At 70.4% G+C, this 23,779-nt stretch carries 25 protein-coding genes; 12 read left to right on the top strand and 13 right to left on the bottom strand.

Annotated elements, in window-relative coordinates:
• Nucleotides 1-70: 70 nt before the first annotated feature.
• Both ACQPZZ_RS19775 and ACQPZZ_RS19770 read left to right on the top strand, forming a co-directional pair.
• On the top strand, nt 71-1,279 hold the full coding sequence (locus ACQPZZ_RS19775) for an MFS transporter (protein ID WP_432934101.1): 1,209 nt from the start codon (nt 71-73) through the stop codon (nt 1,277-1,279).
• A gap of 37 nt (nt 1,280-1,316) precedes the next feature.
• A complete protein-coding gene (locus ACQPZZ_RS19770) occupies nt 1,317-1,832 on the top strand; it encodes a GNAT family N-acetyltransferase (RefSeq protein ID WP_432934099.1) in 516 nt (171 codons plus the stop codon).
• A 534-nt stretch (nt 1,833-2,366) separates the two neighbouring features.
• On the opposite strand, the gene ACQPZZ_RS19765 is transcribed toward ACQPZZ_RS19770, so the two are convergent.
• The 5 genes from ACQPZZ_RS19765 to ACQPZZ_RS19745 are packed head-to-tail and all read right to left on the bottom strand — an operon-like array spanning nt 2,367 to nt 5,402.
• On the bottom strand, nt 2,367-3,647 hold the full coding sequence (locus ACQPZZ_RS19765) for a transposase (protein ID WP_432934097.1): 1,281 nt from the start codon (nt 3,645-3,647) through the stop codon (nt 2,367-2,369).
• Entirely contained in the window at nt 3,626-3,814 is a 189-nt protein-coding gene (locus ACQPZZ_RS19760) for a hypothetical protein (protein ID WP_432934095.1), read from the bottom strand. Before ACQPZZ_RS19760 ends, ACQPZZ_RS19765 begins: the two co-directional genes overlap by 22 nt.
• Nucleotides 3,802-4,401 (bottom strand): hypothetical protein, encoded by a 600-nt coding sequence (locus ACQPZZ_RS19755; RefSeq protein ID WP_432934093.1) that lies wholly within the window; start codon nt 4,399-4,401, stop codon nt 3,802-3,804. The genes ACQPZZ_RS19760 and ACQPZZ_RS19755 overlap by 13 nt, the downstream gene beginning before the upstream one ends.
• Nucleotides 4,402-4,770 (bottom strand): hypothetical protein, encoded by a 369-nt coding sequence (locus ACQPZZ_RS19750; protein ID WP_432934091.1) that lies wholly within the window; start codon nt 4,768-4,770, stop codon nt 4,402-4,404.
• Complete coding sequence (locus ACQPZZ_RS19745; protein WP_432934089.1) at nt 4,758-5,402, bottom strand: DUF4158 domain-containing protein; 645 nt, start codon at nt 5,400-5,402, stop codon at nt 4,758-4,760. The genes ACQPZZ_RS19750 and ACQPZZ_RS19745 overlap by 13 nt, the downstream gene beginning before the upstream one ends.
• Between ACQPZZ_RS19745 and ACQPZZ_RS19740 the strand changes: the two genes are divergently transcribed.
• Complete coding sequence (locus ACQPZZ_RS19740; protein WP_432934087.1) at nt 5,373-5,570, top strand: hypothetical protein; 198 nt, start codon at nt 5,373-5,375, stop codon at nt 5,568-5,570. The genes ACQPZZ_RS19745 and ACQPZZ_RS19740 overlap by 30 nt on opposite strands.
• A 23-nt stretch (nt 5,571-5,593) precedes the next feature.
• Here ACQPZZ_RS19740 and ACQPZZ_RS19735 read toward each other — a convergent pair whose 3' ends face one another.
• The gene (locus ACQPZZ_RS19735) at nt 5,594-6,550 is read right to left on the bottom strand and encodes a helix-turn-helix transcriptional regulator (RefSeq protein WP_432934085.1); all 957 of its coding nucleotides are present in this window, start codon (nt 6,548-6,550) and stop codon (nt 5,594-5,596) included.
• A gap of 62 nt (nt 6,551-6,612) precedes the next feature.
• Here ACQPZZ_RS19735 and ACQPZZ_RS19730 point away from each other — a divergent pair, with 62 nt between their 5' ends.
• Nucleotides 6,613-7,761 (top strand): epoxide hydrolase family protein, encoded by a 1,149-nt coding sequence (locus tag ACQPZZ_RS19730; RefSeq protein WP_432934083.1) that lies wholly within the window; start codon nt 6,613-6,615, stop codon nt 7,759-7,761.
• Nucleotides 7,762-7,846: 85 nt separating this feature from the next.
• Here the strand turns inward: ACQPZZ_RS19730 and ACQPZZ_RS19725 are convergent, their stop codons facing one another.
• Entirely contained in the window at nt 7,847-8,725 is an 879-nt protein-coding gene (locus ACQPZZ_RS19725) for a sigma-70 family RNA polymerase sigma factor (protein ID WP_432934081.1), read from the bottom strand.
• Nucleotides 8,726-8,807: 82 nt separating this feature from the next.
• Here ACQPZZ_RS19725 and ACQPZZ_RS19720 point away from each other — a divergent pair, with 82 nt between their 5' ends.
• A complete protein-coding gene (locus ACQPZZ_RS19720) occupies nt 8,808-9,257 on the top strand; it encodes a carboxymuconolactone decarboxylase family protein (RefSeq protein ID WP_432934080.1) in 450 nt (149 codons plus the stop codon).
• Nucleotides 9,258-9,270: 13 nt separating this feature from the next.
• Here the strand turns inward: ACQPZZ_RS19720 and ACQPZZ_RS19715 are convergent, their stop codons facing one another.
• Entirely contained in the window at nt 9,271-9,477 is a 207-nt protein-coding gene (locus tag ACQPZZ_RS19715) for a hypothetical protein (protein ID WP_432934078.1), read from the bottom strand.
• Between the two features lie 359 nt (nt 9,478-9,836).
• Here ACQPZZ_RS19715 and ACQPZZ_RS19710 point away from each other — a divergent pair, with 359 nt between their 5' ends.
• From ACQPZZ_RS19710 to ACQPZZ_RS19700, 3 genes are all read left to right on the top strand, one after another.
• Complete coding sequence (locus ACQPZZ_RS19710) at nt 9,837-10,877, top strand: LacI family DNA-binding transcriptional regulator (RefSeq protein ID WP_432934076.1); 1,041 nt, start codon at nt 9,837-9,839, stop codon at nt 10,875-10,877.
• A gap of 428 nt (nt 10,878-11,305) precedes the next feature.
• Nucleotides 11,306-12,727, top strand: a complete 1,422-nt coding sequence (locus ACQPZZ_RS19705; protein WP_432934074.1) for a cellulose binding domain-containing protein — start codon at nt 11,306-11,308, stop codon at nt 12,725-12,727.
• 765 nt (nt 12,728-13,492) lie between these two features.
• On the top strand, nt 13,493-14,254 hold the full coding sequence (locus tag ACQPZZ_RS19700) for a phytanoyl-CoA dioxygenase family protein (RefSeq protein ID WP_432934072.1): 762 nt from the start codon (nt 13,493-13,495) through the stop codon (nt 14,252-14,254).
• Between the two features lie 27 nt (nt 14,255-14,281).
• On the opposite strand, the gene ACQPZZ_RS19695 is transcribed toward ACQPZZ_RS19700, so the two are convergent.
• Nucleotides 14,282-15,091, bottom strand: a complete 810-nt coding sequence (locus ACQPZZ_RS19695) for an ArsR/SmtB family transcription factor (protein WP_432934070.1) — start codon at nt 15,089-15,091, stop codon at nt 14,282-14,284.
• A gap of 87 nt (nt 15,092-15,178) precedes the next feature.
• Here ACQPZZ_RS19695 and ACQPZZ_RS19690 point away from each other — a divergent pair, with 87 nt between their 5' ends.
• The 4 genes from ACQPZZ_RS19690 to ACQPZZ_RS19675 all read left to right on the top strand — a co-directional run bounded on the left by ACQPZZ_RS19690 (nt 15,179) and on the right by ACQPZZ_RS19675 (nt 18,879).
• On the top strand, nt 15,179-16,312 hold the full coding sequence (locus ACQPZZ_RS19690) for a sensor histidine kinase (protein WP_432934068.1): 1,134 nt from the start codon (nt 15,179-15,181) through the stop codon (nt 16,310-16,312).
• Complete coding sequence (locus ACQPZZ_RS19685) at nt 16,309-16,968, top strand: response regulator transcription factor (protein WP_432934066.1); 660 nt, start codon at nt 16,309-16,311, stop codon at nt 16,966-16,968. Before ACQPZZ_RS19690 ends, ACQPZZ_RS19685 begins: the two co-directional genes overlap by 4 nt.
• 109 nt (nt 16,969-17,077) lie before the next feature.
• Nucleotides 17,078-18,523, top strand: coding sequence for an alpha/beta fold hydrolase (locus ACQPZZ_RS19680; protein ID WP_432934064.1), 1,446 nt, complete (start codon nt 17,078-17,080; stop codon nt 18,521-18,523).
• A 176-nt stretch (nt 18,524-18,699) separates the two neighbouring features.
• Nucleotides 18,700-18,879 carry a hypothetical protein gene (locus tag ACQPZZ_RS19675; RefSeq protein WP_363637906.1) on the top strand — a complete coding sequence of 60 codons (180 nt, stop codon included), beginning with the start codon at nt 18,700-18,702 and terminating at the stop codon, nt 18,877-18,879.
• Nucleotides 18,880-18,894: 15 nt separating this feature from the next.
• Here the strand turns inward: ACQPZZ_RS19675 and ACQPZZ_RS19670 are convergent, their stop codons facing one another.
• The 4 genes from ACQPZZ_RS19670 to ACQPZZ_RS19655 form a co-directional block, all read right to left on the bottom strand.
• Nucleotides 18,895-19,812, bottom strand: coding sequence for a TIGR03620 family F420-dependent LLM class oxidoreductase (locus ACQPZZ_RS19670; protein ID WP_432934062.1), 918 nt, complete (start codon nt 19,810-19,812; stop codon nt 18,895-18,897).
• Between the two features lie 102 nt (nt 19,813-19,914).
• Entirely contained in the window at nt 19,915-20,247 is a 333-nt protein-coding gene (locus ACQPZZ_RS19665) for an ArsR/SmtB family transcription factor (RefSeq protein WP_142559732.1), read from the bottom strand.
• Nucleotides 20,248-20,305: 58 nt separating this feature from the next.
• Nucleotides 20,306-21,508: an Ig-like domain-containing protein gene (locus ACQPZZ_RS19660; protein WP_432934059.1), complete on the bottom strand. Its 1,203-nt coding sequence runs from the start codon at nt 21,506-21,508 to the stop codon at nt 20,306-20,308.
• A 139-nt stretch (nt 21,509-21,647) separates the two neighbouring features.
• On the bottom strand, nt 21,648-23,660 hold the full coding sequence (locus tag ACQPZZ_RS19655) for a cytochrome P450 (protein ID WP_432934057.1): 2,013 nt from the start codon (nt 23,658-23,660) through the stop codon (nt 21,648-21,650).
• Between the last annotated feature and the right edge of the window lie 119 nt (nt 23,661-23,779).

Genomic DNA, 23,779 nt, shown 5'->3' with positions numbered 1-23,779 from the left:
GGACCAGAGGTGTCCGAGTTGTGATATGAACTCGGATAGAAAATATCCGAGAGAATTTGTTGGAGTGCCCATGACGCAGACAGCACTGCAATCCAGCCGCACATCCCTGGGGGTGGCAGCCTTAGCGTTGTTCGTCGCGGCGGCGAACCTGCGGCCGGCCATCGCGGCCGTCTCGCCGCTTGTCGACCACATCCGCGCCGACCTGGATCTGTCGGCGACCGGGGTGTCGCTGCTGACCACCGTCCCGACGCTGGCCATGGGAGTGTGCGCGCCGCTGGCCGCGTACGCGGGCCGCCGGTACGGCCTGCAGTCCGGCGTGCTCGCCGGGCTCGTGATCATCGCCCTGGCTACGGCGGCGCGCCTGCTCGGCGAGTCCACCTGGCTCCAGCTGAGCAGCGCGGCAACCGTCGGAGCAGGGATCGCCATCGCCCAAACCCTGCTGCCCGCCGTGGTCAAGACGCGCTTCGCCGCCCACGCCGGGCTGGTCACCGGCCTCTACACCGCCGGACTCGGCCTGGGCGGCGCGGTGGCCGCCGGGGTGAGCGCGCCGCTGGCCGACGCCCTCGGCTCCTGGCCCGGAGCGCTCGCGTCGTGGGCGGTGCTCGCACTGGCGGGCATCGCGCTGTGGTCTGCCGCCAAGGGCCCCCTGAGCCTGGACAAGGTCACGACCCCCGCCGGGCCCGTAACCCAGCAGATGCCCTGGCGCAGCGGCACGGCCTGGCACATCACCATGTTGTCGGCCGTCAACTCCGCCCTGTACTACTGCGAGCTGGCCTGGGTGACGCCGCTACTGCACGATGACGCCGGTCGCGACGCGGCGACCGCCGGGGGCATGCTGACCGTGATGATCTCCATCCAGGTCGTGGCGATGCTGGCCGTACCGGCGCTGCTTGGAGAACGCCGCGGCACGTGGGCGGGACTGGCGCTTACGATGACGCTGACCGCGGCCGGCTTCCTGGGGCTGTCGTACGCGCCGGGCACCGCGACGTGGATATGGATCGCGGCGCTGGGCGTGGGGCACGGCGGGCTGTTCACGCTCGTGCTGACCCTGCCCGTGCTGGCCGGCCGTGACCCCGGCGAGGCGGGGCGGATCAGCGCGATGGCATTCTTCGTCGGCTACGGCTGCGCCGCGCTGGCCCCCCTTCTGGTGGGCGCGCTGCGCGACGCCACGGGCGACTTCGCTCTCGCCTTCGGCGTGCTGGGCGCGATCGGCCTGCTGATGCTTCTGCCCATCGCTCGTCTGCGCAGCACCATCCTCCGTCCGGTCAAGGAACGCTGACGTGCACCTCGAGCATCGGAAAGGTGCGGGTGCCCGCGTGAACCTCGAACGTCTCACCGGTCAGGAGATCCTGCCCCGCACCTCTCACCTGGTGAAGATCTACCGGGCCGCGTTCGGCGGCCCGCCATGGCACGAGGACGAGCGCGCCGCCGACGCCTTCGCTGAACGCCTGACCGCGGACGCGCAACGTCCCGGATTCGTGGCGGTGCTGGCCAGCGACAACGGCGAACCCGCTGGTTTCGGTACGGCATGGCGCACCCCGAGGCCTTTCCCCACGGGCCGCGCCTACGATCTCGTCCGTGCCGAACTAGGTGACGCGGTGGAAACGCGGCTGGTTGGAGCCCTGGAGGTGGACGAGCTGGCGGTGAGCCCACACGCGCGCGGCCAGGGCCTCGCGGGACGAATCCTCGACCTCCTATGCGGCCGCGCCGACTCCTGCTGGCTGCTGACCGCCCCGCAAGCGGCTGACGCGATCAGGTTCTATGAACGGCTCGGCTGGCGGCGCCTGACCGGGCCGAGGGCGAACATCGTGGTGTTCTTGCGTTCGCCGTGAACTCCTCGATCAGCTGACGGGCCGTCACGATCATCCTCTGCTGACCCCCCTCTTACGGGTGCCCGTCCCAATGCACCTGCCGTGCGGCCCGGGAGGCGGGCCCTACGGTATCCTCGCGAGGGTTCGGATTTCGCTGACCTGCATTAATGCGTGCTCCCGCACCGGAGCGAGGCGGCCTCGGCACGCGCCGACCGGTTTGCTGGACGGCGCTCGCGGGCGACCCAGCCTGCGCGAAGCTGCCCGGGAGATCAACGCCCGTCCGTAAGCGTCGTGTCAGCCAGGAGATGCGGCTGCACGCCACCAGAGCGCCGGCCTCGATGCCGCAGTCGCTCTGGCATCGAGGTCGACCTGCATCCGCCGCGCGCGGCGGATCTGGCCGCCCCTCATGCCCGGCGCACTGTCGTGTTCGACGCCGAGACCATAACGGCCGCCTACGGCATGCTCCAAGTCAGCGTCGCGCTCGCCCAGAACGGGCCGTAAGCACAAGAGGGTGGCCCGCGCCCGACACAGGCCAACCCCAAGATCGTTCGTCGCTCAGAGCGGACCAGCTGAGTGCAGGCCCTCGGCGCTCGGCACCGGTCCGAGGTCGAGCTGTTTGCTCATGTCGAGCTCGAACTTGCCGTACAGGTTCAGATGGGACCAGAAGAGAGCCGACAGGGCGCGCCGGTCGGCGTCGGTGAGCTTCTTTCGCCACTTCGGCTCGGCGAGAACGATCTGCACCATCCTGGTGTTCAGGTAGACGATCGCGGCCTGGACCAGGTGAAGGGCCAGGGCTGAGATTTCGACGTGTTCGCGGTCGTCGCCGGTAAGATCACCGGCCTTACCGTAGAGGATGTCCTTATTGGCCGAATTCCAGTTCTCCACCACGTTCAGGCCCTCGTGGATCTCTCGGCGCAGTTCCTCCTCGGCCAGGTAGTCGCAGATGAAAACGGTGCGAATCACCCGGCCGAGTTCCTCGATGGCCCGATAGGTGGGGTGCTTGGGGCCGCCGCGGGTGAAGCGGCGCAGCATCTGATGGGCCTCGGCGGTGCCCAGCCGCAGCGCCGTCGCATACTTGATCATCTGGTCGTACTGGTTGGCGATCAATTCCCAGTCGATGGTCTTGCCCGACAGCACGCCCTCCAACTGCGGCCAGCCCTCGCCCTCGGTCAGGCCCGGCCGGTACAGGCGGGCCGAGCCGATGTTCTTCAGCCGGGGCAGCAGCTTGAAGTCCAGCAAGTGCGAGAACGCAAAGCCAACGATCGAAGCTCCGTGGGTATCGGTGTACTGGCGATCGATCTCCGCGCTGGTCAGATGACGGAGCAAGCCCTCGATCATCGAGGCCACCTCGGAGTCCGCGGTGGATCGCACCTGGCTGTAGATGCACACGTTCTTGCGCTCGACGTGCCAATACACCATGATCCCGGCACCACCGTAGCGCTGGTGCCACTCGGTCATGAAGTTCGCCGACCACGAGCCGAACTTGCGCGAGTCCGACGCGCACGCCGTACCCGGCCCCCACAGCGAGACATCGCGCACCTCCAGCGTCTTGTTAACCACCGTGCGGATCGCGGCGCGCAGGTTCTCGCGGTTGACGAACAGCCGGCGGGTCCGGCGCAGCGCCGCCTCGGTATCGGCCTCCATCCCCTCGATCGCCGCAGTGCCGTCGGCGACCCGCTTGATCCCCATGTTCGTACCGAGCCCGAAGGTGCACAGCAGCAGCCGGCGGCGCAGCACCTTCGCATCGGTCACCGTGCGCGAGGCCACCGAGGTGAACTCGCCGGTGAACTCCGTGGCGTGGTCGACGTTCTTAATCAGGTCCAGCAGGTCGACCACTCCCCAACGGCGAGCGATCTCTCCTTCAGCGCCTCCAGGTTCTCCGGCTCGATCTGCTTGCCCAGGGGCGGCACGCTGATCCACGGCTCGCCCTTCCTCCTGGTGATACTCACCCCGCCCGTCGTGGCCTTCTTCAGCCCCTTGTTCAGCCGGTTCAACGCCGCCACGTGCCGCTTCTGCAGATCGGCGATGAAGTCGGCCGGGTCGCGGGCTTGGCCAGCGCCTCGTAGTGCACGTCCCGGTTGTCCTCGAAGTCGGCGGGCAGATCCTCATCGGGGTTGCGCCAAGTGTTGGCGCCCTCCACCCAGATCTCACGGCGCCGGATGGCCTTGCGCAGCGCGACCAGCACGCACAGCTCGTACGGGATGCGCTCCACCAGGCCGCTGTCGGGGTCGAGGACCGCGTCGCGCCAGTCCTCGGGCACCACGTGCTCCAGCAGCACCGCCTCGGCGGCGGCGTAAAAGTCGGCGTCGGAGCCGTCGTAGCACTTCAGCAGGTCCAGGGCGTCCATGACCGGCTTGAAGGTGTCGTTGCTGGAGCGGAACCTCACCGCTTTGAGCAGCTTGGGCAGGCCGCGCCGGTAGTGGTGGGAGTAGGAGCCGCGCAGCTTGGTCCGTACCCGGGTGCGGAGTTCTTTCTCGTTCGCCTTGGCCTCGGCGATGATGTCTTCCAGCGTCCGCTCGCCGACCACCGGATACAGGGCTTTGCGGACGGTTTCCTCCGGCAGTTCCAGCGCCGCTGTGGCGAGCTTCACCTAGATCCCGTTCTTGCCCTGCACCCGCCGAAACTCGGCGTTGAGCTCGCCCTCGACCTTCTTCTCCGCCCGCACGCTGATCTTGTGCACGAGCTGGATCAGCAGCTCTACCAGCCCGTCGATCAGCTCCGCCTGCCGCACCTGGCACAACGCGACCAGCAGGGTGAGCCGCACCGGCGCCGCCGCCGCCTCGAAATCGGACGGGTACATCTTCATCGCCCGGGCCCGCCAGCCCGCCACGACCTTCTCCGAGACCCCCTCGAACAACGCTGCAGGCAGACCGATCGCCTTGACTCGCTCCAGCTTCACGATCTCTGCCAGCAGCGTCTCCAGCTGCAGCGGCCCCGGGTCCTCCTTCAGCTCTTGCAAGAACGCGCGCCGGCCGCCGCTGGCGCCACTGGCGACCTGAGATTGCCCGTCTCCTTCCGGAGCGTCCTGTCCGGCGACCGGGACGACGGGCGGGGAGCTTCGGCGACGATCAACTCTTCCAGTTTGCCGACCGACTCGAACGACAAGCGCTGCACGGTCGTGGCGGTGAAGTTCCGCTCGAACATCGCCTCGGCCGCGCCCAGCACGCGTTCGATCCGGGTCGTCTTCGGCGGCTCGATTCGGTCTTCGCGGCAGCGCGCCAGCAGCGCGCCGCGCAGCCGATCCCGCGACATCTCCACCGGACAGATCTTGGTGGCCAGCCAGTCGGCGAGCTTGTCCTCATCGCCGACGGTCGGCTCGCGGAAGTCGTGGAACTTCCTGATCTGCGCCCGGTGGTACTCGATCGTGCGCCCGGACCAGTCGTAGGAGGCGAACAACTCCGCGTCTACCTTGACTTGTCCCGCCATGAACTCCACCGCTGCGCGAGGTATGTCCTCCCGGCGAGGGAACCTGGCTTCCAGCTCGAAGAACTTCAGCATCAGACCGAAGCCGAGCCGCGTCGCCCCGGATTTGTTCGCCAGCAGCGCGTCGAGCAGCAGCCGGTGGACGCCGCCGAGCTGGGCGGCGGCCACCCGGGGCAGAGTGTCGCCGGGGGCCGGCGCCGGTCTCCGCGGGTATACGGCCTGCCCACATCCGGGTGCGAGCCGTACGGCATCACCCTCGGCCCGGACGGCGCGCTGTGGACGGCGCTGGAAATCGGCGCGCTGGCACGCATCGCTCCGGCCCGCGACGAGGTCTGAAACAGAAAATCATCCCAAGCCCGTCATCGACGCCGTTCGGCCGCACTGGCGAAGCGGTCGGACAGCTTGCGAAGGTGCCGGGCCAGTTCCGGAGGCGACTCGACGTCGAAGTCGGCGTCGAGCATGCCCGCCACGAGCGCGACCAGGTCGAGTGAGTCTGAGGCCAGTTCGAGCAGGCAGGTGTCGTCGTCGATGGGGGTGACGACGCCGTCGACGCGTCCGGCGATCCGCGAAGCGGGGGCGTGCACGCGCAGCCGGGAGCGGTACGGCCAGATGTCGCGGCCGATCGTCCGGCGAAGGTAGGCCGCCACGTCGCCGCCGGGTGGCTCGCGGTGGGTGAAGCGGGGCCCGTTGGGCGTGCGCAGCGACATCCGGTCGGCTCGGAAGGTGCGCCAGTCGCCCCGGCCGACGTCCCAGGCGATCAGGTACCACCTGCGGCCCCAGGAGACCACACGGTGGGGTTCGGCGGTTCGGGCCGACCGCACCCCGTGATGACCGACGTAGTCGAAGCGGAGCGTCTCGGCGTCGCGAATCGCGGTGGATACAGCGGTGAGGACGGCCGCGTCCACCGTGGGCCCACCGCGCGGCGGGATCGTGACCATCGCGTTTTCCAGGGTTTCGACCCGGTGGCGTAGCCGCGACGGCAGGACGTGCTCGACCTTGGTCAGCGCACGCAGCGACGCTTCCTCGATCCCGCTGACACCGCTCGCCGCGCCGGTGCGCAGCCCGACGGTCACCGCCACCGCCTCGTCGTCGTCCAGCAGGAGCGGGGGCAGCGAGGTGCCGGCCCCGAGCCGGTAACCACCCGCGGGGCCCATGGTGGCGTGCACCGGATATCCCAGCTCGCGCAGCCTTTCGACGTCGCGCCGCACGGTCCTGGTGGTGACGTTCAGGCGTTCGGCGAGTTCGGTGCCCGACCAGTCGCGGTGGGTTCGCAGCAACGACAGCAAGCGGAGCAGGCGGGCCGAGGTGTCCGACATCCGTCCATGGTGATGGATGTGTAGGAGCGTAGCTGTCCTACACAGACGGGAGGCTGACTGCCATGAGCACGCCACAACCGTTTCGCATCGACATCCCACAGGCCGATCTCGACGACCTGGCCCTCCGTCTGGCCCGCACCCGCTGGCCGGACGAGCTTCCGGGCGTCGGCTGGGCCTACGGGGTGAACAAGGACTACCTCGTGGAGCTGGTCGACCACTGGCGCACCGGCTACGACTGGCGCGAGCACGAGGCCCGCCTCAACAAGGTCCCGCAGTTCACCACCGAGATCGACGGCCAGACCATCCATTTCCTGCACGTACGCTCCCCCGAGCCCGACGCCACCCCGCTGATCCTCACGCACGGCTGGCCGAGCACGGTGTACGACTTCCTGGACGTCCTCGGGCCGCTGACCGATCCCCGGGCGCACGGCGGGAACCCGGCGGACGCCTTCCACGTCGTCGCGCCCTCGGTGCCGGGCTTCGCGTTCTCCGGCCCGACCCGCGAGACCGGCTGGGGGGCCGGCCGCGTCGCGCGGGCCTGGGCCGAGCTCATGCGGCGCCTGGGGTATGAGCGTTTCGGCGCTCAGGGAGGCGACTTCGGCAGCATCGTCTCACCGGAGCTCGGCCGGTTCGCGCCGGAGCGCGTGATCGGCGTCCATGTCAACGCGCTGGCCACCGCCTCGACACCGGTCGACCCCGGCGAGCTCGACGGGCTCTCCGACGACGAGCGCGAACAGGCCAGGCGGAACAAGTCGTGGTGGTACGCCCACTCGGGCTACGCCACCCAGATGTCCACCCGGCCGCAGACCCTGGCGTACGCGCTCAACGACTCCCCGGCCGGCCAGCTCGCGTGGAACCTGGAGTGGTTCGTGGACTGGGACCCCACCCGCACCGAGCGAACCCCCGTCGACCGCGACGCCGTTCTGACCAACGTCACGATCTTCTGGCTGACCGGAACGGCGGGATCGGCCGCGCGGCTGTACCTGGAGAGCGGATCGGAGGCGTGGGGCCGGCGCCCCGCGCCCTCGCCCGTGCCGACGGGGGTGGCGAACTTCCTCGGCGACCGGGCGATCCGCGGGCTGGCGGAGCTGTCGAACACCGTCGTCCACTGGTCACGCTTCCCCCGTGGTGGGCACTTCGCCTCGCTGCAGGCTCCTGACCTCCTGGTCGCCGACATCCGGGACTTCTTCCGCAAGCTGAGAGCCCAGTAGGGGCGCGGCCGGACAGGCACGCCCGCCCGGGCGCGGGGGTGCCTGAAGAGTGCGGACCGGACGCGGAGCCGGTTTCCGCGGTGACTCACCCCGGATCCGGCAGGTCCATCGCCGCGAGCCTGGCCGGGTCGGCCACGACCGCGATGCCGGTGATCCGGCCGTCGGCGACGGTGAACGCGACGACCGAGAGCGGGGTGCCGTCATCGCGCCAGGACACGATTCCGGGAAGGCCGTTGACGAGCACCGCCCGCGTCCGTACGGCCAGGCCGCCGCCCAGCCGTGCGCCGGCGGCGACCGCGGTGGCGCCCAGGGTGACGACCATGCCGCCGGGGGTGTCGGCGGTCAGCTTCACCTCGGGGTCGAGCACGCGCAGCAGCCCTTCGAAGTCGCCGCGGTGTGCCGCCGCCAGGAAGGCCTGGACCACCTCGCGCTGCTCCCGTCCGGCGGCCGCCGGACGCTCGGTCGCCCGCACCTTCCTGCGGGCGCGGCTGGCGAGCATCTTCGTGGCGTCCGCGGATCTGCCGAGGATCCGGCCGATCTCGGCGAACGGCACGGCGAACAGATCGTGCAGCACGAACGCCAGCCGCTCGCTCGGCCCGAGCGAGTCGAGGACGACCAGGAGCGCGAGCCCGACCGAGTCGGCGAGCACCACGTCGTCCTCCGGCGCGGGGCCGTTGTCGACCGTCACCACCAGCTCGGGCAGCCGGTCGTCGTAGGACGCCTCGGGGCGGGCCTGCCGCGATCGCAGGACGTCGAGGCTGATCCGGCCGACCACGGTGGTCAGCCAGCCAGCGAGGTTGTCGATGGTCGCCGTGTCCTGGCGGGAGACGCGCAGCCAGGCCTCCTGGACCACGTCCTCGGCGTCGGCGTGCGATCCGAGCATGCGGTAGGCGACCGCGCGCAGGCGGTCGCGCTGGGCCTCGAACGCCTCGGCCACCGGGTCGGTCGGGCTGGTGCCGGACATGTTGTTACCTTCCTCGAATCCGCTCCGTCATGGGGATGACGGGCCCGGACGGGCCGAGGTAACCGATGAAGGAGCACCACCGATGGAAGCACGTATGAAGAGCCCGGCGAATCCCGACGTGATCGCGGCGATCCAGCAGCTCACCAAGGCTGTGTACGCGGCGGGAGCCGACCCGCTCGTGCTCGAGCTGGTCCACCTGCGCGCCAGCCAGATCAACGGATGCGCCCCGTGCGTGTTCGCGGGGGTCGCGTCGGCCAAGAAGCGCGGGGAGACCGACGAGCGGCTGCACAACGTGGTCGCCTGGCGGGAGACGCCGTTCTTCACCGAGGCGGAGCGGGCGGCGCTCGCGCTGGCCGAGGCCGCCACCCGGATCCAGGACGGCGCGCCGGGCGTGACCGACGAGATCTGGGACGCCGCCGTCGCCCACTTCGACGAGAAGCAGATGTCCGCGATCATCCTGAACGTCGCGCTGACCAACTTCTTCAACCGGATCAACCACACGGTCCGGGAGCAGGCCGGCAAGACCTGGTGAGCCGGCCGGGGCGTCACCGCCGGTGACCGCGTACGGCCCGGCCGCCGTGGCCGGGCCGCCCCAGCGGAAGAGCCGCCGGCCACGGTGAGCGGCTTGCCGCTGTGCGGTTGACGATACGGTAGGTCGCGACCGACACCGGGCCACCCGAACCGGACCCGAGGGTGACGTACTCGACCGCGTCGGTGAACGTCGTGGCACCCGACTTGGTGGTCACCAGCACCAGGTACACCCGTGAGCCGCTCGCCGGCGTGATGAAGGTGACCGGCTGGGTGAGTCGGCGCCGGGCGCGGCGTCGAGGCTGACCGGGCGGCTGCCGTCGTTGCCGTTCATCGCCGTGTAGAGATCCTGCTCGAACTGCTCGGAGTCATTGCCGAAGGTCAAGTCGTCGGCCTGGCTCCAGCGGATTACGGCGGGTGATTGCGGTCCCGCGACGTGAGTGCGCGGGCGTGAGCGACGATGCACCCCGTTTCCCCGTATTCCGATGGCACCTTTGGATAGGATTTCCTGCGGCCGATAGCGCTATTTCTACCGGTGATTCCGCAATTTCATGATGGCTTCCACGCTTCGTAGAATCTCGGCGTGACCGCTACCCCCCACGACCCGTACGCGGCGCCTCGTCCCCGCCCGGAGGTCACGCTGGCGCATATCGCGAAGCTGGCCGGCGTGTCCGCCCCGACCGTCTCCAAAGTGATCAACGGCCATCCCGGCGTGGCGGCCGGCACCCGCCGCAAGGTAGAGGAACTGGTCCGGGAGCACGGCTGGCGGCGTCGGCCGGACACAGTCGACTCCAGCGCGGTGGTGGAGGTCGTCTTCGAGTCCCTGGACAGCCTGTGGGCGCTGGAACTGATCCGGGGCATGGACGAGGTCGTCCAGGCCAGGGGCATGATCCTGGGCTTGACCGACATGCGCGGTCGGCGCTCCCCGCGCTCGGGCTGGATCGACCAGGTGCTGGCCCGCCGCCCGGCCGGGGTGATCGCGGTCTCGGCCGACCTCAGCGAACGCCAGCGGGCCCGGCTGGCCAGCCGGGCCATCCCGCTAGTCGCCCTGGACCCCCGCGGCGAGCCCGACCACCGCATCCCCTCGGTGGGGGCCACCAACTGGAACGGCGGCCTTGCCGCCACCCGCCACCTGCTGGAGTTGGGCCACCGCAGGATCGCCATGATCAACGGTCCGGACACGCTGATGTGTTGCCGGGCCCGCCTGGACGGCTACCGGGCCGCCTTGGACTCAGCCGGCGTCCTGCCCGATCCCGGCCTGGTGTGCACCGGCCCGCTGTATGTGGAGGGCGGCCGCACCCAGGCTCAGGCGCTGCTGGGGCTCCCGGATCCACCGACCGCGATCTTCGCCGCCAACGACCTGCAGGCCCTCGGGGTCTACCAGGCCGCCCACCGGGCCGGGCTGCGCGTTCCCGAGGACCTGAGCGTCGTCGGGTTCGACGACCTGCCCCTCGCGCAGTGGGCGGACCCGCCGATGACCACCGTGCGCCAGCCCTTGCAGAAGATGGGCACCGCCGCCGCCGAGATGGTGCTGGCCCTGGCCTCCCGCGGAGCACCTGTCGAGGACCGGGTGGAGCTGGCCACCCGGCTGGAGGTGCGCTCCAGCACCGCTCCCCTCGTTTGACCCAGGTTCACCTGCCATCCGCGGGCCGGCGGAGCTGCGGGGCCGGGGTCAGCTTCGGGCGCGGAGGGCCGACACCGTGGGGCCGACCACCGCCCATCGGCGGCAGGGCCAGGAACGAGTGTTTCGTGAAATTTTCAGAAGCATTCATTCCATTATCCGCGTTCACCAGCGGAAACAATCGCAACATATGGACCGGGGTGTTCGCCGTGTAGTCCTCTGTTTCACCATTTGGGCACGCATAATCACCAGAACGCCCTAAGGGGTGCTGGTGAACGGATCAACATCCCCGCCGCGGCTGCCGCCCCCCGCCCGAACCAGAACCGAACCGCCGACGAGCGACCGACGGCGCGAGTGGCGCAGGTCAGTGGACCTGATCGTCCGGATCTCCGCGTGACCCGATCGGGTCCCGTCAAATTCATGGAGGACGTATGAAACACCGGATCGAGTTCGGGCGCCTTCGAACTACGGTCATTTTCGTCGCCGGTCTCCTGATGTGCGCGGCACTGACCATCTCCACCCAGGCCGCCGCCGCGGACACCTCAACCAAGTACCTCGGAGTGTTCCGCGAGACGAGCCCCACCCAGATCCTCTCGGGGACCGTCAGCCGTTACGGGGTCACCCCAGCCAGCGTTGAGTGGTTCGACAGCTGGGCCACCGGCAACGCCTTCAACGCGGCCGAGGCCAGGGCCCTGTGGAACCAGGGCGTCATGGCGCATTTCACCTGGGAACCCTGGAACCCGGCTCTCAGCGTGAGCGATTCCAACCAGATCCACCTCCAAGACATCGTCGACGGGAAATGGGACAGCTACATCAAGGCCCGCGGCGCGGAGTTCGCGTCGGTCGGCGCGCCGATCATGGTCCGCTGGGGTCACGAGTTCAACGGCGACTGGTATCCCTGGGGCATCGTCAACAACGGCAGCAACCCCGCTTTGTACATAAGCGCCTACCGGCGGGTGCACGACCTGGTCGTCGCCGCCGGCGCCACCAACGTCCAGTGGGTGTGGTGTTTCAACAACAGCTCCACCCCCAACTCCTCCTTCAACGACCCCGGGCAGTCCTACCCCGGTGACGACTACGTCGACTGGGTCGGCATCGACGGCTACAACTGGGGCCTCGGCCCGTCCTGGGACCCGTCCGGCAATTACTGGACGAGCTTCGACTCCATGTTCTCCAGCCCGTACGCCAAGGCGCGCGCCGTCGCCCCGAAGCGCCCGGTGATGATCGGCGAGGTCGGCTCCAGCGAGGACGGCGGCAACAAGGCCCAGTGGATCAACGACATGGCGTCCGTCCTGCAGTCAGGCCGCTACCCCGACCTGAAGAACGTCGTCTACTTCGACCAGGACAAGGAGGAGCGGTGGTCGGGCACCTCGTCATCGGCCGTCCAAACCGCTTTCACCTCGTGGGTCAACCAGACCTACATGAGGGGAACGGGAACGGACCTGGCCAAGGTGGCCGCGGAGTACAAGGGAACGTCCGCGAGCCCGTCGCCTTCGGCTTCGCCGTCCGCGAGCCCGTCGCCTTCGGCTTCGCCGTCCGCGAGCCCGTCGCCGGTCGGCGGCGCGTGCTCGGCCACCTACAGGACGGTCGGCTCCTGGCCCGGTGGATTCCAGGGCGAGGTGACGGTGCGAACCGGCACCTCAGGGATCAACGGTTGGACGGCACGCTGGACCATGGCCGGCGGGCAGACAATCAGCCAGCTCTGGAACGGCACCTTGAGTGTCAGCGGTTCCGCGGTGACGGTGAAGAACGTGAGCTGGAACGGCTCGCTGGGCGCGAACGCCTCCACCACGTTCGGGTTCCTCGCCAACGGATCACCGACATCGCCCACGCTCACCTGCAGCAGCCCGTGACTTGTCGAATGCCTCAACGCGGCGACAAACCACCTCGCTTCTCGCGGCCAGAGGCGAACATCTCACCCGCATGCCCGCACCGGGGTGATGAAGCAACCGTGGGGGCACAGGTGACATCAGGCCGCGGCCATCACCAACCTCGCCATCAGAAGTCGCGATGAGCACGCCAGCGGACCGCCGACACCTCGTCGCCCCCGCTGCGGCGACCGTCGGCGCCGTCGCGCTGCCTTCGACCTCTTGATCGGCTCAGCGGCCGCCGCCGTGCCGTCGCAGTTGACGCCGCCGCAACGCGGCATCTTCGACACGGCCGCGGCCGCTGGTTGGACCGATGCCTTCCTGACCGGCAACCGTGAGCGTGGGGTCATGCTCTACGGCGCAAGCCGAACCCTCGTCCGCCTCACCACCAAGAGCGCACGCTTCCGCACCTCCATGACCGTCGACGACCACGCGCCGTCGCCCGCCGCCTCAGGCGGCCGCCGGTCTCAGGAGCGGACTCGGGGCGGGGTGAGGAGCGCTCACGCCCTGCTGCCCGCAGAAACCGGGCACCCGCCGAGGACGGGAGCCGGGCATGACGGCCCACGTCATCCGGAGGTCTCGATGCCGGACGGCAGGAATGACGGCCCTATCTGGCACTGGTTGACGCGCACCTCGCGCCAAACGTCGTCCACCAGACTCCGTCGCGCCGGCGGCCGTCCGGACCCGGCGGGTGAGGCGCGCCGGGTAAATCGATCGACACCCGGCGCCGGAGATCGCTACCGTCCGGCCATGGCCGCAATCACCGATGCCGACCTCGACCGCTTCGTCACCGAGGGCTTCCTCAAGGTGGAGGAGGCGTTCCCGCGCGAGACCGGCGACCGCGTCAGGGATCAGCTGTGGCGGCAGATCGGGTTGTCTCCCGATCGGCCGGAAGACTGGACGCAGCCGGTGGTGTGGGCGGTTCCCGACCCGACGGGGCAGGGTCCGTCCGGCGAGGCGATGCGGAGCCCGCGCCTGACCGGGGCGCTGGACCTGGTCGCAGGCAAGGGCGGCTGGGTGCCGCGCGGCACGATCGGCAACACGCCGGTCCGCTTCCCCCACTCCTCCGACGCCGGGGACACCGGCTGGCACATCGACCAGAACGACCCCGGTCCGGCCGGGGCCTGGGGGATCGTCACGCTCAGGTCCCACACGATGCTCGTGCTGGTCCTGCTGTCCGAGGTCGGTCCCGACGACGCGCCGACCCGCATCAGGGCCGGCTCCCACCTCGACACCGTCCGCGTCCTGGAACCGTACGGTGAGCAGGGACTGGAGTTCTTCGCCTCCGGCCCCGTGCTGGACGAGGCGACCGCGCACCGCCCCGAGATCTACGCCACGGGACTGCCCGGCGACGTCTACCTGTGCCACCCGCACCTCGTGCACGCCGCCCAGCCCCACCACGGCACGCGGCCGCGCTTCATGTCCCAGATCCCGATCTCCCTGACCGAGCCGCTGGCCCCCGGCGACGCCACCCCTCTCGCGCGGGCCGTACGGCTCGGGCTCGGCGGCTGACCGGCCGGGGGCGCGGCAGGCGCCGGCTCAGGCGTGCTCGTGCGACATCTCCCACGGCGCCTGCGGGAGGACGTCGCCGGTCTCGAGCAGCGACTTGAGGTTGGCCAGCACGGCCGGCCATCCGTGTGAGACCGCGTCGAGCGCCGTCTGGTCGGCGAGCTTCTCGTGGGTCACGGTGAGGCGGACGATGTCCTGGTGAGGTTCGACCACGAAGGTGACGACCGAGGCTTCTCGCGTCGTTCCGGGTGCGGCGGCGTCGTCGAAGGTGATGGCCAGGCGCATCGGGGGTGTGGCCTCGATCACCCGGCCGGCGACGTCGACGGCGCCTGACCCGTCGACGCGCCGGTGCTCCCAGGTAGAGCCCGGCTGCCAGTCCGAGACGTTGGCGTGCCCCCAGTAACGCGCTGTCAGGTCCGCGCTCGTCAGCGCCTGCCACACCTGCTCCGCGCTCGCGCGGATGTAGGTGACATAGACGTAGGTCGGCACGGACGCGGGTCCGTCGCTCATGGCGTGCTCCTCTGCCTGATTCTTGATGGCACTGATCGCGTGCAGACGGGGCCTGTCGAACTCCGCGATCCATCGCTGCTCGATCTCGTGGATCGGCACGGGATTGAGGTAGTGAAGTCGTTCCCGCCCGCGCCGCACGACGGTGACGAGGCCGGCCCGTTCGAGGACGTCGAGATGCTGCGTCGCCGACTGGCGCGCCATGTTCAGGCGTTCGCACAGCTCACGCAGCGTCTGACCGTTGTGCTCGCGCAGACGGTCGAGCAGCAGTCGCCGGGTGGGATCGGCCAGCGCCTTGAAGACCACGTCCATCTGCGTCGCGTCGAACGTCACCCCCGAATTATGCAGGCATCTGCCTGCATAATGTCAACGGCGGGCGCAGAGGGCACGGACGTCACGCCCGTCCTCTACGATCCGATCATGGATTGTCCGGCGGTGGTGTTGCCGCGCCTCCGCAGGCAGCACCACACCGACGTTCTGCCGGTGTTGTCCGTCTGGGCGTTCCAGGCGGTGTTCGCCGTCTCCGCCGGTGTGCCCCTGCCCCTGCCCGTTCTCGTGATGGCCGACACCGTCGCCTCGGGGACGCTGCTGTGGCGCCGGAAACGGCCCTGCACCGTCGCGGCGATCACGATGGCCTGCCATCTGACGACCATCGTGGCCGGTCACCCGGCCTGGGCCGCCCCGGCCGCACTGTGCGCCCTCTACGCCGCAGGCCGGTACGGCGCACCGCGCCGGGCCTGGATCACGGCGGCGGCGGCCGATCTCGCCGTCACCGTCACCGTCCAGGTGCTCGCCGCCGGCACCCGGCCGCCGGCGGGCACCTTGGGAGCCGTGGCCGCGGTCGGGCTCGGCCATCTGATGCGCTTGCGCCGGGAGTTGAGCGACCGGTCCAGGGCCGAGCAGGCTCGGGAAGCGGTACGCGCCGAGCGCCGCCGGATCGCACGCGAGATGCATGACGTGGTGGCCCATCACATCAGCACGATGAATCTGCTGGTCGGCGCGGCGCGCACGACAATGACCCGGGATCCGGAGCAGGCCGGGGACACGTTGCTGACCGCTGAGCGGACCGGTCGCGAGGCCATGGCGGAGATGCGCCGCCTGCTGCACGTGCTGCGCGCCGACGACGCTCCCGGCGAGCACTCCGCCGGGCACTCCGCCGGGCACGGCGCGGCCGCCCTGCCGGATCTGATCGCCAGAGTCCGGGACGCCGGCCTGCCGGTGGAGATGCGGGTGTGCGGCGATCCGGTGGAGTTGGAGACCGCGACCGACCATGCGCTCTACCGGATCGTGCAGGAGGCGTTGACCAACGTGCGCAAGCACGCGGGCGGTGCACGGGTGAGCGTCCTGATCGCCTACACGTCCGGGCAGGTGGAGGTGACCGTACGCGACGACGGTCCCGGCGCGGCCACCGCAGGAGACGGCTTCGGGCTGGCCGGCATGGCTGAGCGGGCGGCGGCCTGCGGCGGGCGGCTGCGGGCCGCACCCCGGCCTGAAGGAGGTTTCGAGGTGCACGCGTCCCTTCCCGCCCCCGCCACGCCGAGGGAGAAGGCATGATCACGACGTTGGTCGTCGACGACCACGCGCTGGTCCGCGCTGGTCTGCGCATGATCCTGGACGCCCAGGACGACATGATCGTGGCGGGCGAGGCCGGCGACGGCCGGGAAGCGGTGCGCCGTGCCCGCGAGTTGCGGCCGGACGTGGTGCTGATGGACCTGCACATGCCGGAAGCCGACGGCATCACCGCCACCAGGACGATCACCACCGAGCTGCCCGGAGTCCGGGTGCTGGCGCTGAGCACATTCGACCTGGACGAGTACGTCGTCGACGCGCTGCGGGCCGGGGCCTCGGGCTTCCTGGCCAAGGACGCCTCCGCGGAGGACCTGGCCGGAGGCGTCCGCGTGGTGCACCGGGGTGAGGCGGTGGTCGCGCCGCGGCTGCTGACCCGGCTGATCGGCACGTTCGTCCGCGCCGAGCGCCCGCGCTTCGCGACGGCGCCCGGACGGCTGCCCGCCCTGACCGAGCGGGAGCGCCAGGTGCTGATCCTGATCGCCCGGGGTTGCTCCAACGCCGAGATCGGCGACGTGCTCGGCGTGACGCCCTCGACCGTGAAGAACCACGTCACCGGCCTGTTCTCCAAGATCGGCGCCCGTGATCGGGCTCAGGCCGTGATCACCGCCTACGAGAGCGGGCTCGTCACTCCCGGCGGTTGACGCCTGGGAGCACGCTCCCAGGCGAGCACGCCTGCGGGACCGCACTCCCAGAACGAAGGGCGTTCCCACGCAGGAGGAACCTGGCGCTTTCGCGGGTCAGGCTGATCGCATGCAGATCACGATGCTCCGCAGATCACTGGCCGGGTGCCTGGCGCTGGCCGCCGTGGCGGGGATGTCCCCGCCGGTCCCGGCACACGCCGCAGCCCCGGCGGCATGGACGACCTGCCGGGGAGACGACATCCCGCCGGGCATGCAGTGCGCCACAACCACGGTGCCGGTCGACTGGCGGCACCCGGCCGGGCCGGCGATCACACTGAACCTGGCCCGGCTCCCGGCCACCACCCCGGCCCGCCGCATCGGCACCGTGCTCATCGTCCCCGGCGGCCCCGGTCAGGACGGGATCCCGGTGCTCAAGGAATCCACCGCCTCGTTCGCGGCCCTGCGCCGGCGGTTCGACGTCGTCGCCTACGACCCGCGGTCCGGCAACGCCATGCGCTCCATCCTGCCGCCGTCGTGCCTACGGCCCGGCCTGAAGGCCGTCTCGGCCGTACGGACCCGCACGCGATACCGCGCCCAGGCCGGCGCCCTGGACGAGGCGGTGCAGCGGTGCCGCGCCGACGACACCACCGGCCTGGTGGACCACCTGGACTCCTTGTCGGTTGCCCGGGACATGGATGCCGTCCGCGAATTCGCGGGCGAGGAGAAGCTGAGCCTGCTGGGCTGGTCCTACGGCGGGGTTGCGGCCGCGGCCTACGCCCGGCTGTATCCCCGGCGCGTGCGAGCCATGGTCCTGGACGGCGTGGTCGACCACAGCGGTGGACCGTTCGCGCTGGAACGCTCGATGCTCCCACCCGTGGACCGGTCGCTCGCCCGGTTCACCGCCTGGTGCGCGTCCGACAAGGCGTGTGCCCTGCACGGGCGAGACGTCCGCGGGCTCTGGCGCCGGCTCGTCAAAGCCGTCGGCCGGCGTCCGGTCACCGTCGGCTCTCCCGGGCTCGGCACGATCACCATGGACGACACGCACCTGAAAATGTTCGGCGGCACCGTGACGCAGCCCGCGGCGTGGCCGGCCCTGGCCGGCGCCCTTGCCAAGGCGGCCGAAGGCGATTTCACCTGGTTCGGCGAGCAGGCGCTGCACAACTCCCAGGCCTGGACGATTCCGGCTTTCATGGCCGCCCGCTGCTCCGACGCCCTGGGCTACCAGGGCTACGACGAGCTCGTCCGCGGACGCCGCCACGCCGAACGGATCTCCGCGGACTTCGGTGGCGGCTCCCTGTGGGAGTCTCTGGTCTGCTCCGGCTGGAAGCAGCCGATCGCCAACCCGCCTCGCCCTCTGCCGGTCGCGGGGCTGCCGCCGCTGCTCGGCCTGGGCAGTTACACCGACTTCGCCACGACCGAGGCGCTGACCCGCAAGATCCCCGGATCGGTCTCCGTCCGCTACGACGGCCCCGGCCATGTCATGTATCTGGCGGGTCACCGGTGCATGACCGAGCACGCCGACCGCTACCTCACCGACCTGACGCTGCCCCCGGCCGGCAGCGTCTGCCGATCATGACCGCATGACGGTTCGTCCCCGCCTCCCGGCTCCCGGGGGACATCCGGGCTCTCGCGGCGACCATCAGCGTGGTGCCCGGCGTCGTCATCACGCCGGGGGCGATGGCACCGATCCCCGCGGGGCCGGAAGCCTTGACATGGCGGTGGCGCGAGCGACGCGGGCGGTAATGTGCGTGCATGTTCCACCGCAAACCCATCGAAGAGCGCATCGCCGAGCGCGTCGCCAAGCGCCCTCCTCTGAAGGAGGGCAAGCACTTCGAGCACCGCCCCGCGCTGATCGTGTTCTGCGTGATCATCGCGCTCGTCGCGCTGAAGATCGTGGGCGCCTTCGCCCTCATGAAGTGGGGCGTCCAGTAGGACCGCAGCCTCTCCTCACGCGGTGGGCCGGACGACGGCTCCCCGGCGCGCGTCACCGGGCAGCAGCGCGTCGCCCAGCAGCCGCCAGTACGGCATCGCGGACCGCCCCGGCTCGATCCCGATGACCTGGATCGCGACGTGGTCGGCGCCGGCGTCGAGGTGGGCGCGGAGCTTGGCCACGATGGTGTCGAGGTCGCCCCAGAACACCAGGTCGTCGACGAGGCGGTCGCTGCCGCCGCCCGTGATCTCCTCATCCGTGTAGCCCAGCCGCCGGAACTTCGCGATGTTGTACGGCGTGTTCAGGTAGGGGTGAAGGTGCTCGCGGGCGGCCGCACGGGCCCTCGCGGGGTCGGCCTCGAACAGCACCGCGTGCTCGACGCCCAGGAACGCGCCGGGCCCGAGGATCTCCCGCGCTCCTGCGGTGTGCGCCACGGTGACGTGATAGGTGAGGGCGCCGGCGGAGCGGTCTCGGGCCAGTTCGAGCATCTTGGGCCCGTACGCCGCGAGAATGCGGCGCAGGGGCGTCTGCGGCAGCGGGTTGGACGTCGTCAGCCCGTCCATCTCGTCGAGGTATCCGGCCATCGCCGCCAGCGGCGTGACCCCCGGTCGAGGCACGCCGCCGAATCCCAGGCCGACCACGTGCCGCCCGGGGTAGGCGTCGGCCAGGAGCAGCGCGGCGCCGTACGCCCAGGGGGCCTCGCGCGGCCAGATCTGCGCGATGCCGTTGACGACGGTGATCCGCCGCGTGGAGGAGAGCAGGTAGCCGGCGTGCGTGAACGCCTCACGCCCCGCCAGCTCGGGGATCCAGAACGCCGGCCATCCCCGCTCGTCCAGTTCCTGTATCGACTCGCGCATCCGCGCGGCCGACTGGTGCTCGAAGTCGAAGGTGTAGATCCCGAACCTGCCCAGGTCCAGGCCGTCGAGGTCGCCCATCGGTGATCTCCTCGCGCTCGTCTCCGCCAGTTCATATCGAACTATCGCAGATTTTCGATATGACGCGCAACGCGAGATTGGCCGGCATGGGACGTCGTGGTTCTAGAGCGTCTCCCCCAGAGTGGCGACGAGCTGGGCGATGCGCTGCTCGTCGCGCTTGTAGTGGGTCCACTTGCCCACCCGCGTGGCCTTCACCAGGCCCGCCCGTTGCAGCTCGGCCATGTACGCCGACACCGTCGACTGCGCGAGGCCCGCCCTGGCCTGGATGTGGCTCACGCACACGCCGACCTCCGCCGGATCCGCGATCGCCTCCTCCAAGGGGAAGTGGCGCTCGGGCTCACGCAGCCACATCAGCAGCTGCAACCGCACCGGGTTCGACAGCGCACGCAACGCGTCGACCAGCCCGGGATCCGGTGAGGTCACGGTCTCCGCCATGAGCCCAGGCTACAGCTCCCCCGCCGATGTTTCGGAATTCCTCGATGTGATCGAGGGATCACGATTCCAGGGCGCTGCCCTGCTTCCACTTGCTGAACGGCATCTGCCAGAAGCCCCAGCCGTTGTCCCACTCCAGGATCCGGCTGGTACCGACGATCTTGACGATGTCGCCCCGGTGGAAGTTGTCGTAGAACCACTTGGCCTGGGAGGGGCTGGCGTTGACGCACCCGTGGCTCACGTTGGCCCGGCCCTGGGACCCGACCGACCACGGCGCGCTGTGGACGTACTCCCCGCTGTTGGAGATGCGCACCGCGTGGTTGACGACCTCCTTGTAGTACCCGGGGTCGCCCTCCTTCTTGCCCGGCGAGATCATCGTGACCGGGTTGCCTCGTTCCATGGTCAGATGGATGCCGCTGGTGGTGGTGTACTCGCGGGTGTCGCCCTTGCCGGCGCTGATCTTCATGGTCTGCACGACCTTGCCGTCCCGCCGGACCACCATCATGTGGGTCCTGGTGCTGACCGAGCTGATCCAGGCCGCGCCGATCTTGATGGTCGTGCTGTGGTCCTCGAGGCCGTAGGTGTTCGGCCCGGCCTTCACACCGGTCAGGTGCGCGGTGAACTTCACCTTCTGGTGCGCGGGCCAGTACTTGGCCGTCCGGTAGATCACGTATTTGTCGTCGACCCACCGCCAGGCGCCCTTGACCGGCTTCTCCGCGTCCACCTCCAGGGCCTGCTCCACGGCGGCCTTGTCCCGCACCGGCGCGTTGAACCGCACCATGATCGGCATGCCGATGCCGACCGTCTCGCCCTTGATCCCGGGGGTGACGTCCACGACCTCCAGCCCGACCTTGGGCTTGAGCGTGGTGAAGCTGCTGGTCGCGGTCGCCGGGCCGCCCTTGCCGGTGGCCTTGGCCGACACGGTGTACTTGGCGGAGGGCTTGAGCGGCTCCTTGGAGGTCCACTTGGTGTGAGTGGGGTCGAACTCGCCCTCGACCTTCTTGCCGCCCGCCTGGACGGTGACCTCCTCCAGCTCGCCGTCGGCGGCCGTGACGATCACGGTCTTGTCGGGACGCACCTTCGCGCTGCCCGTCGCCGGGCTGATCGCGATCTTGGGAGCCGGGACGGCGGGCGCGGCGTCACCGGAACCCCCGCCCGCCGAACCTGGCGCGTCCGACCCGCCGGAGCATGCCGACAGAGCCGCGGTCAGCACCACGGCGACTCCGGCGATCGGCCACCTCGAACGACTTCCAGTGCTCAGCACAACTACTCCCCCATAAGCGCGAAGGGCACCATAAGACCTTATTCGGGGTTGCCTCTTATGTTGGCATTTTCTCCTGTGCTTAGGTCACATTTCGGTCGCTTCTCCGGTGGACTCGCCTGAGAAGACGGTAAGGTGCAGGTCAAGACTGATCAAGCACCGAGTCAGCGTCCGCCGCGACGAGGGCCTGCACATCCGCGTACGACGGAAGGCCGGCGGGGATCTCTTCGCCCGCGGCGACCGCCCGGGCGGTCTGTGTCACCGCGTGCAGGGCGGCCCGCAGCAGCAGCGACCCGGTGCTGATCCGGCGGACGCCGAGTGCGGCCAGACCGGCGACCGTGTGGCGGCCGGGCAGGAAAAGCACGTTGAGCGGCAGGTCGACCGCGTCCACCAGCGCCCGCACGTCGTCGGCCTCGGCGACGCCCGGGACGAACACCCCGTCGGCTCCGGCCTCGGCGAAGGCCCGCAGCCGGGCGAGGGTCGCATCCCGATCCCCTGCGCCCAGCCAGTAGGTGTCGGTGCGGGCGTTGACGAACAGGCCGGGCGCCCTCGACTTGACGGCCGCGATCGTCTCGCACCGCTCGCCGAGGTCGGCGAGCGTCCCGTCCGGCCGGCCGTCCTCGATGTTGACGCCGGCCACGCCCATGCGGGCCAGTTCGGCGGCGATCTCCGCCACCCCCTGCGGCGTGTCCGCGAAGCCGCCCTCGATGTCCACCGACACCGGGCACGGCAGCCCGGTCAGCCGCCGGGCCAGCGCCAGCGTCTCCGCCGCGGTGTCGCCGGTCGCGTCGGGCTTGCCCGCCGCCGCCGCGACACCGAGGCTCGTGGTGCCGATCGCGGCGAACCCGGCGGCGGCCAGGACGGCCGCCGAGGCGTGATCCCACGCGTTGGGCAGCACCAGGGGGCGCTGGGCATGGTGCAGAGCACGAAAATCGGCAGGGTGCGGAGCACGGGAATCCACAGAGTGCGGAGCACGGGAGTCGGCAGCCTGCGACGCAGGGAACGTCTCGGCGTGTGTGTTCATCGAGGTCCTTCCACACTCTCGCGGGTCCTGCAGTTCGTTGGGGGCCTGCAGTCTCTCGGGGTCCTGCAGGCAGAGCCGGGCGGGCACGCGCAGGTTAGGCGACGGCTCGTACGGGATCTCGGAGTCGGCGAGCCGGTGGCCGAGAGCGGCCTCCACGATTCCCGCCGCGAGGGCGAGCGCGGCCCGCTCTCCCGGGCAGGGCCTGAGCCCGTCGCCGAAGCCCAGGTGGCCGCCGCCTCCGCCGCGGCCCTGCCGGAAGCGGGCAGGGTCGAAGCGGGCAGGGTCGAAGCGCGAAGGGTCGAAACGGTGCGGGTCGGGGAAGACCTCGGGATCCCGGTTGGCCGCCGCCAGGTCCAGCACGAGGACGGCCCCCGCGGGCACGGGAACTCCCCCGGCCATGGCGTCCTCGGCGGCCACGCGGCGCGTGAGCCGTACGGGCGGATCCCACCGCAGGGTCTCGGCCAGCAGCACCTCGACCGGCCACCGCAGGGCCAGGTCGGCGGGCATGCGGGTCACGGCGGCGAGGGCGTTGCCCACCAAACCGGCGGTGGCGTCGCACGCCTGGATCAGCACCCCGGCGACGGCGGCCAGCAGGCCGGGCTCTGGCGCCTCCCCTTCGCCCAGCGCGACTCCCAGGGAGGCCCCCAGCACGCCCACCGCCGCGTCGGCGGCGTCCCCGGTGGGCGAGGCGTCGGCGGCGGGCGGGAGGTGATAGGCGGCGGCCATGGCCGTCACCGCGGCGACCACCTCCTCCCTCCACTCTTCGGGGACGCCGAGCCGTGTGGCGAGGACGCCGACCGGGACGCGGCGGGCGATCCTCGTCATCACCTCGACGCACGCCTCGCCCGCCAGTTCGGCGCGCGTCCTGTCATACGCTTCGCGGCGCAGCCGTGCGGGGTCGAGGGCGTCGAGCAGCCCCACGGCACGTGCGCGGCGGCGGGTGTGCTCGGCGCCGTTGCTGAACCTGCTGACCGCTCCGCGTAGCCAGGTCATCCCCGTTCCCGGTCGTACGGCGACCGGTTGGGCGGCGGGGGCGGCCGGGACGAGGAAGCGGGGATCGGCGAGCACGGCGCGCACATCCGCGTGCCGCGTGAGCCGCCGGTCCTGCCCGGCAGGCGGATCTGCTGTCATCGGTGGCCGGGGGCGCGTGGAGGCGGCCCCCTTCCTCCCTTCCGTGGTGGTCGTCGTCTCCCCGGCACGCTAGGGCCGCGACCTTTCGGTTCCGGTCAAATGATGAACGTTTCACGCCT

Source organism: Microbispora sp. CA-135349 (assembly GCF_050947365.1).
In the GTDB taxonomy this organism is placed as follows: Bacteria; Actinomycetota; Actinomycetes; order Streptosporangiales; family Streptosporangiaceae; genus Microbispora.
Note: the sequence above shows the minus strand (reverse complement) of the source record. Positions and strands in the feature narration are given on the sequence as shown.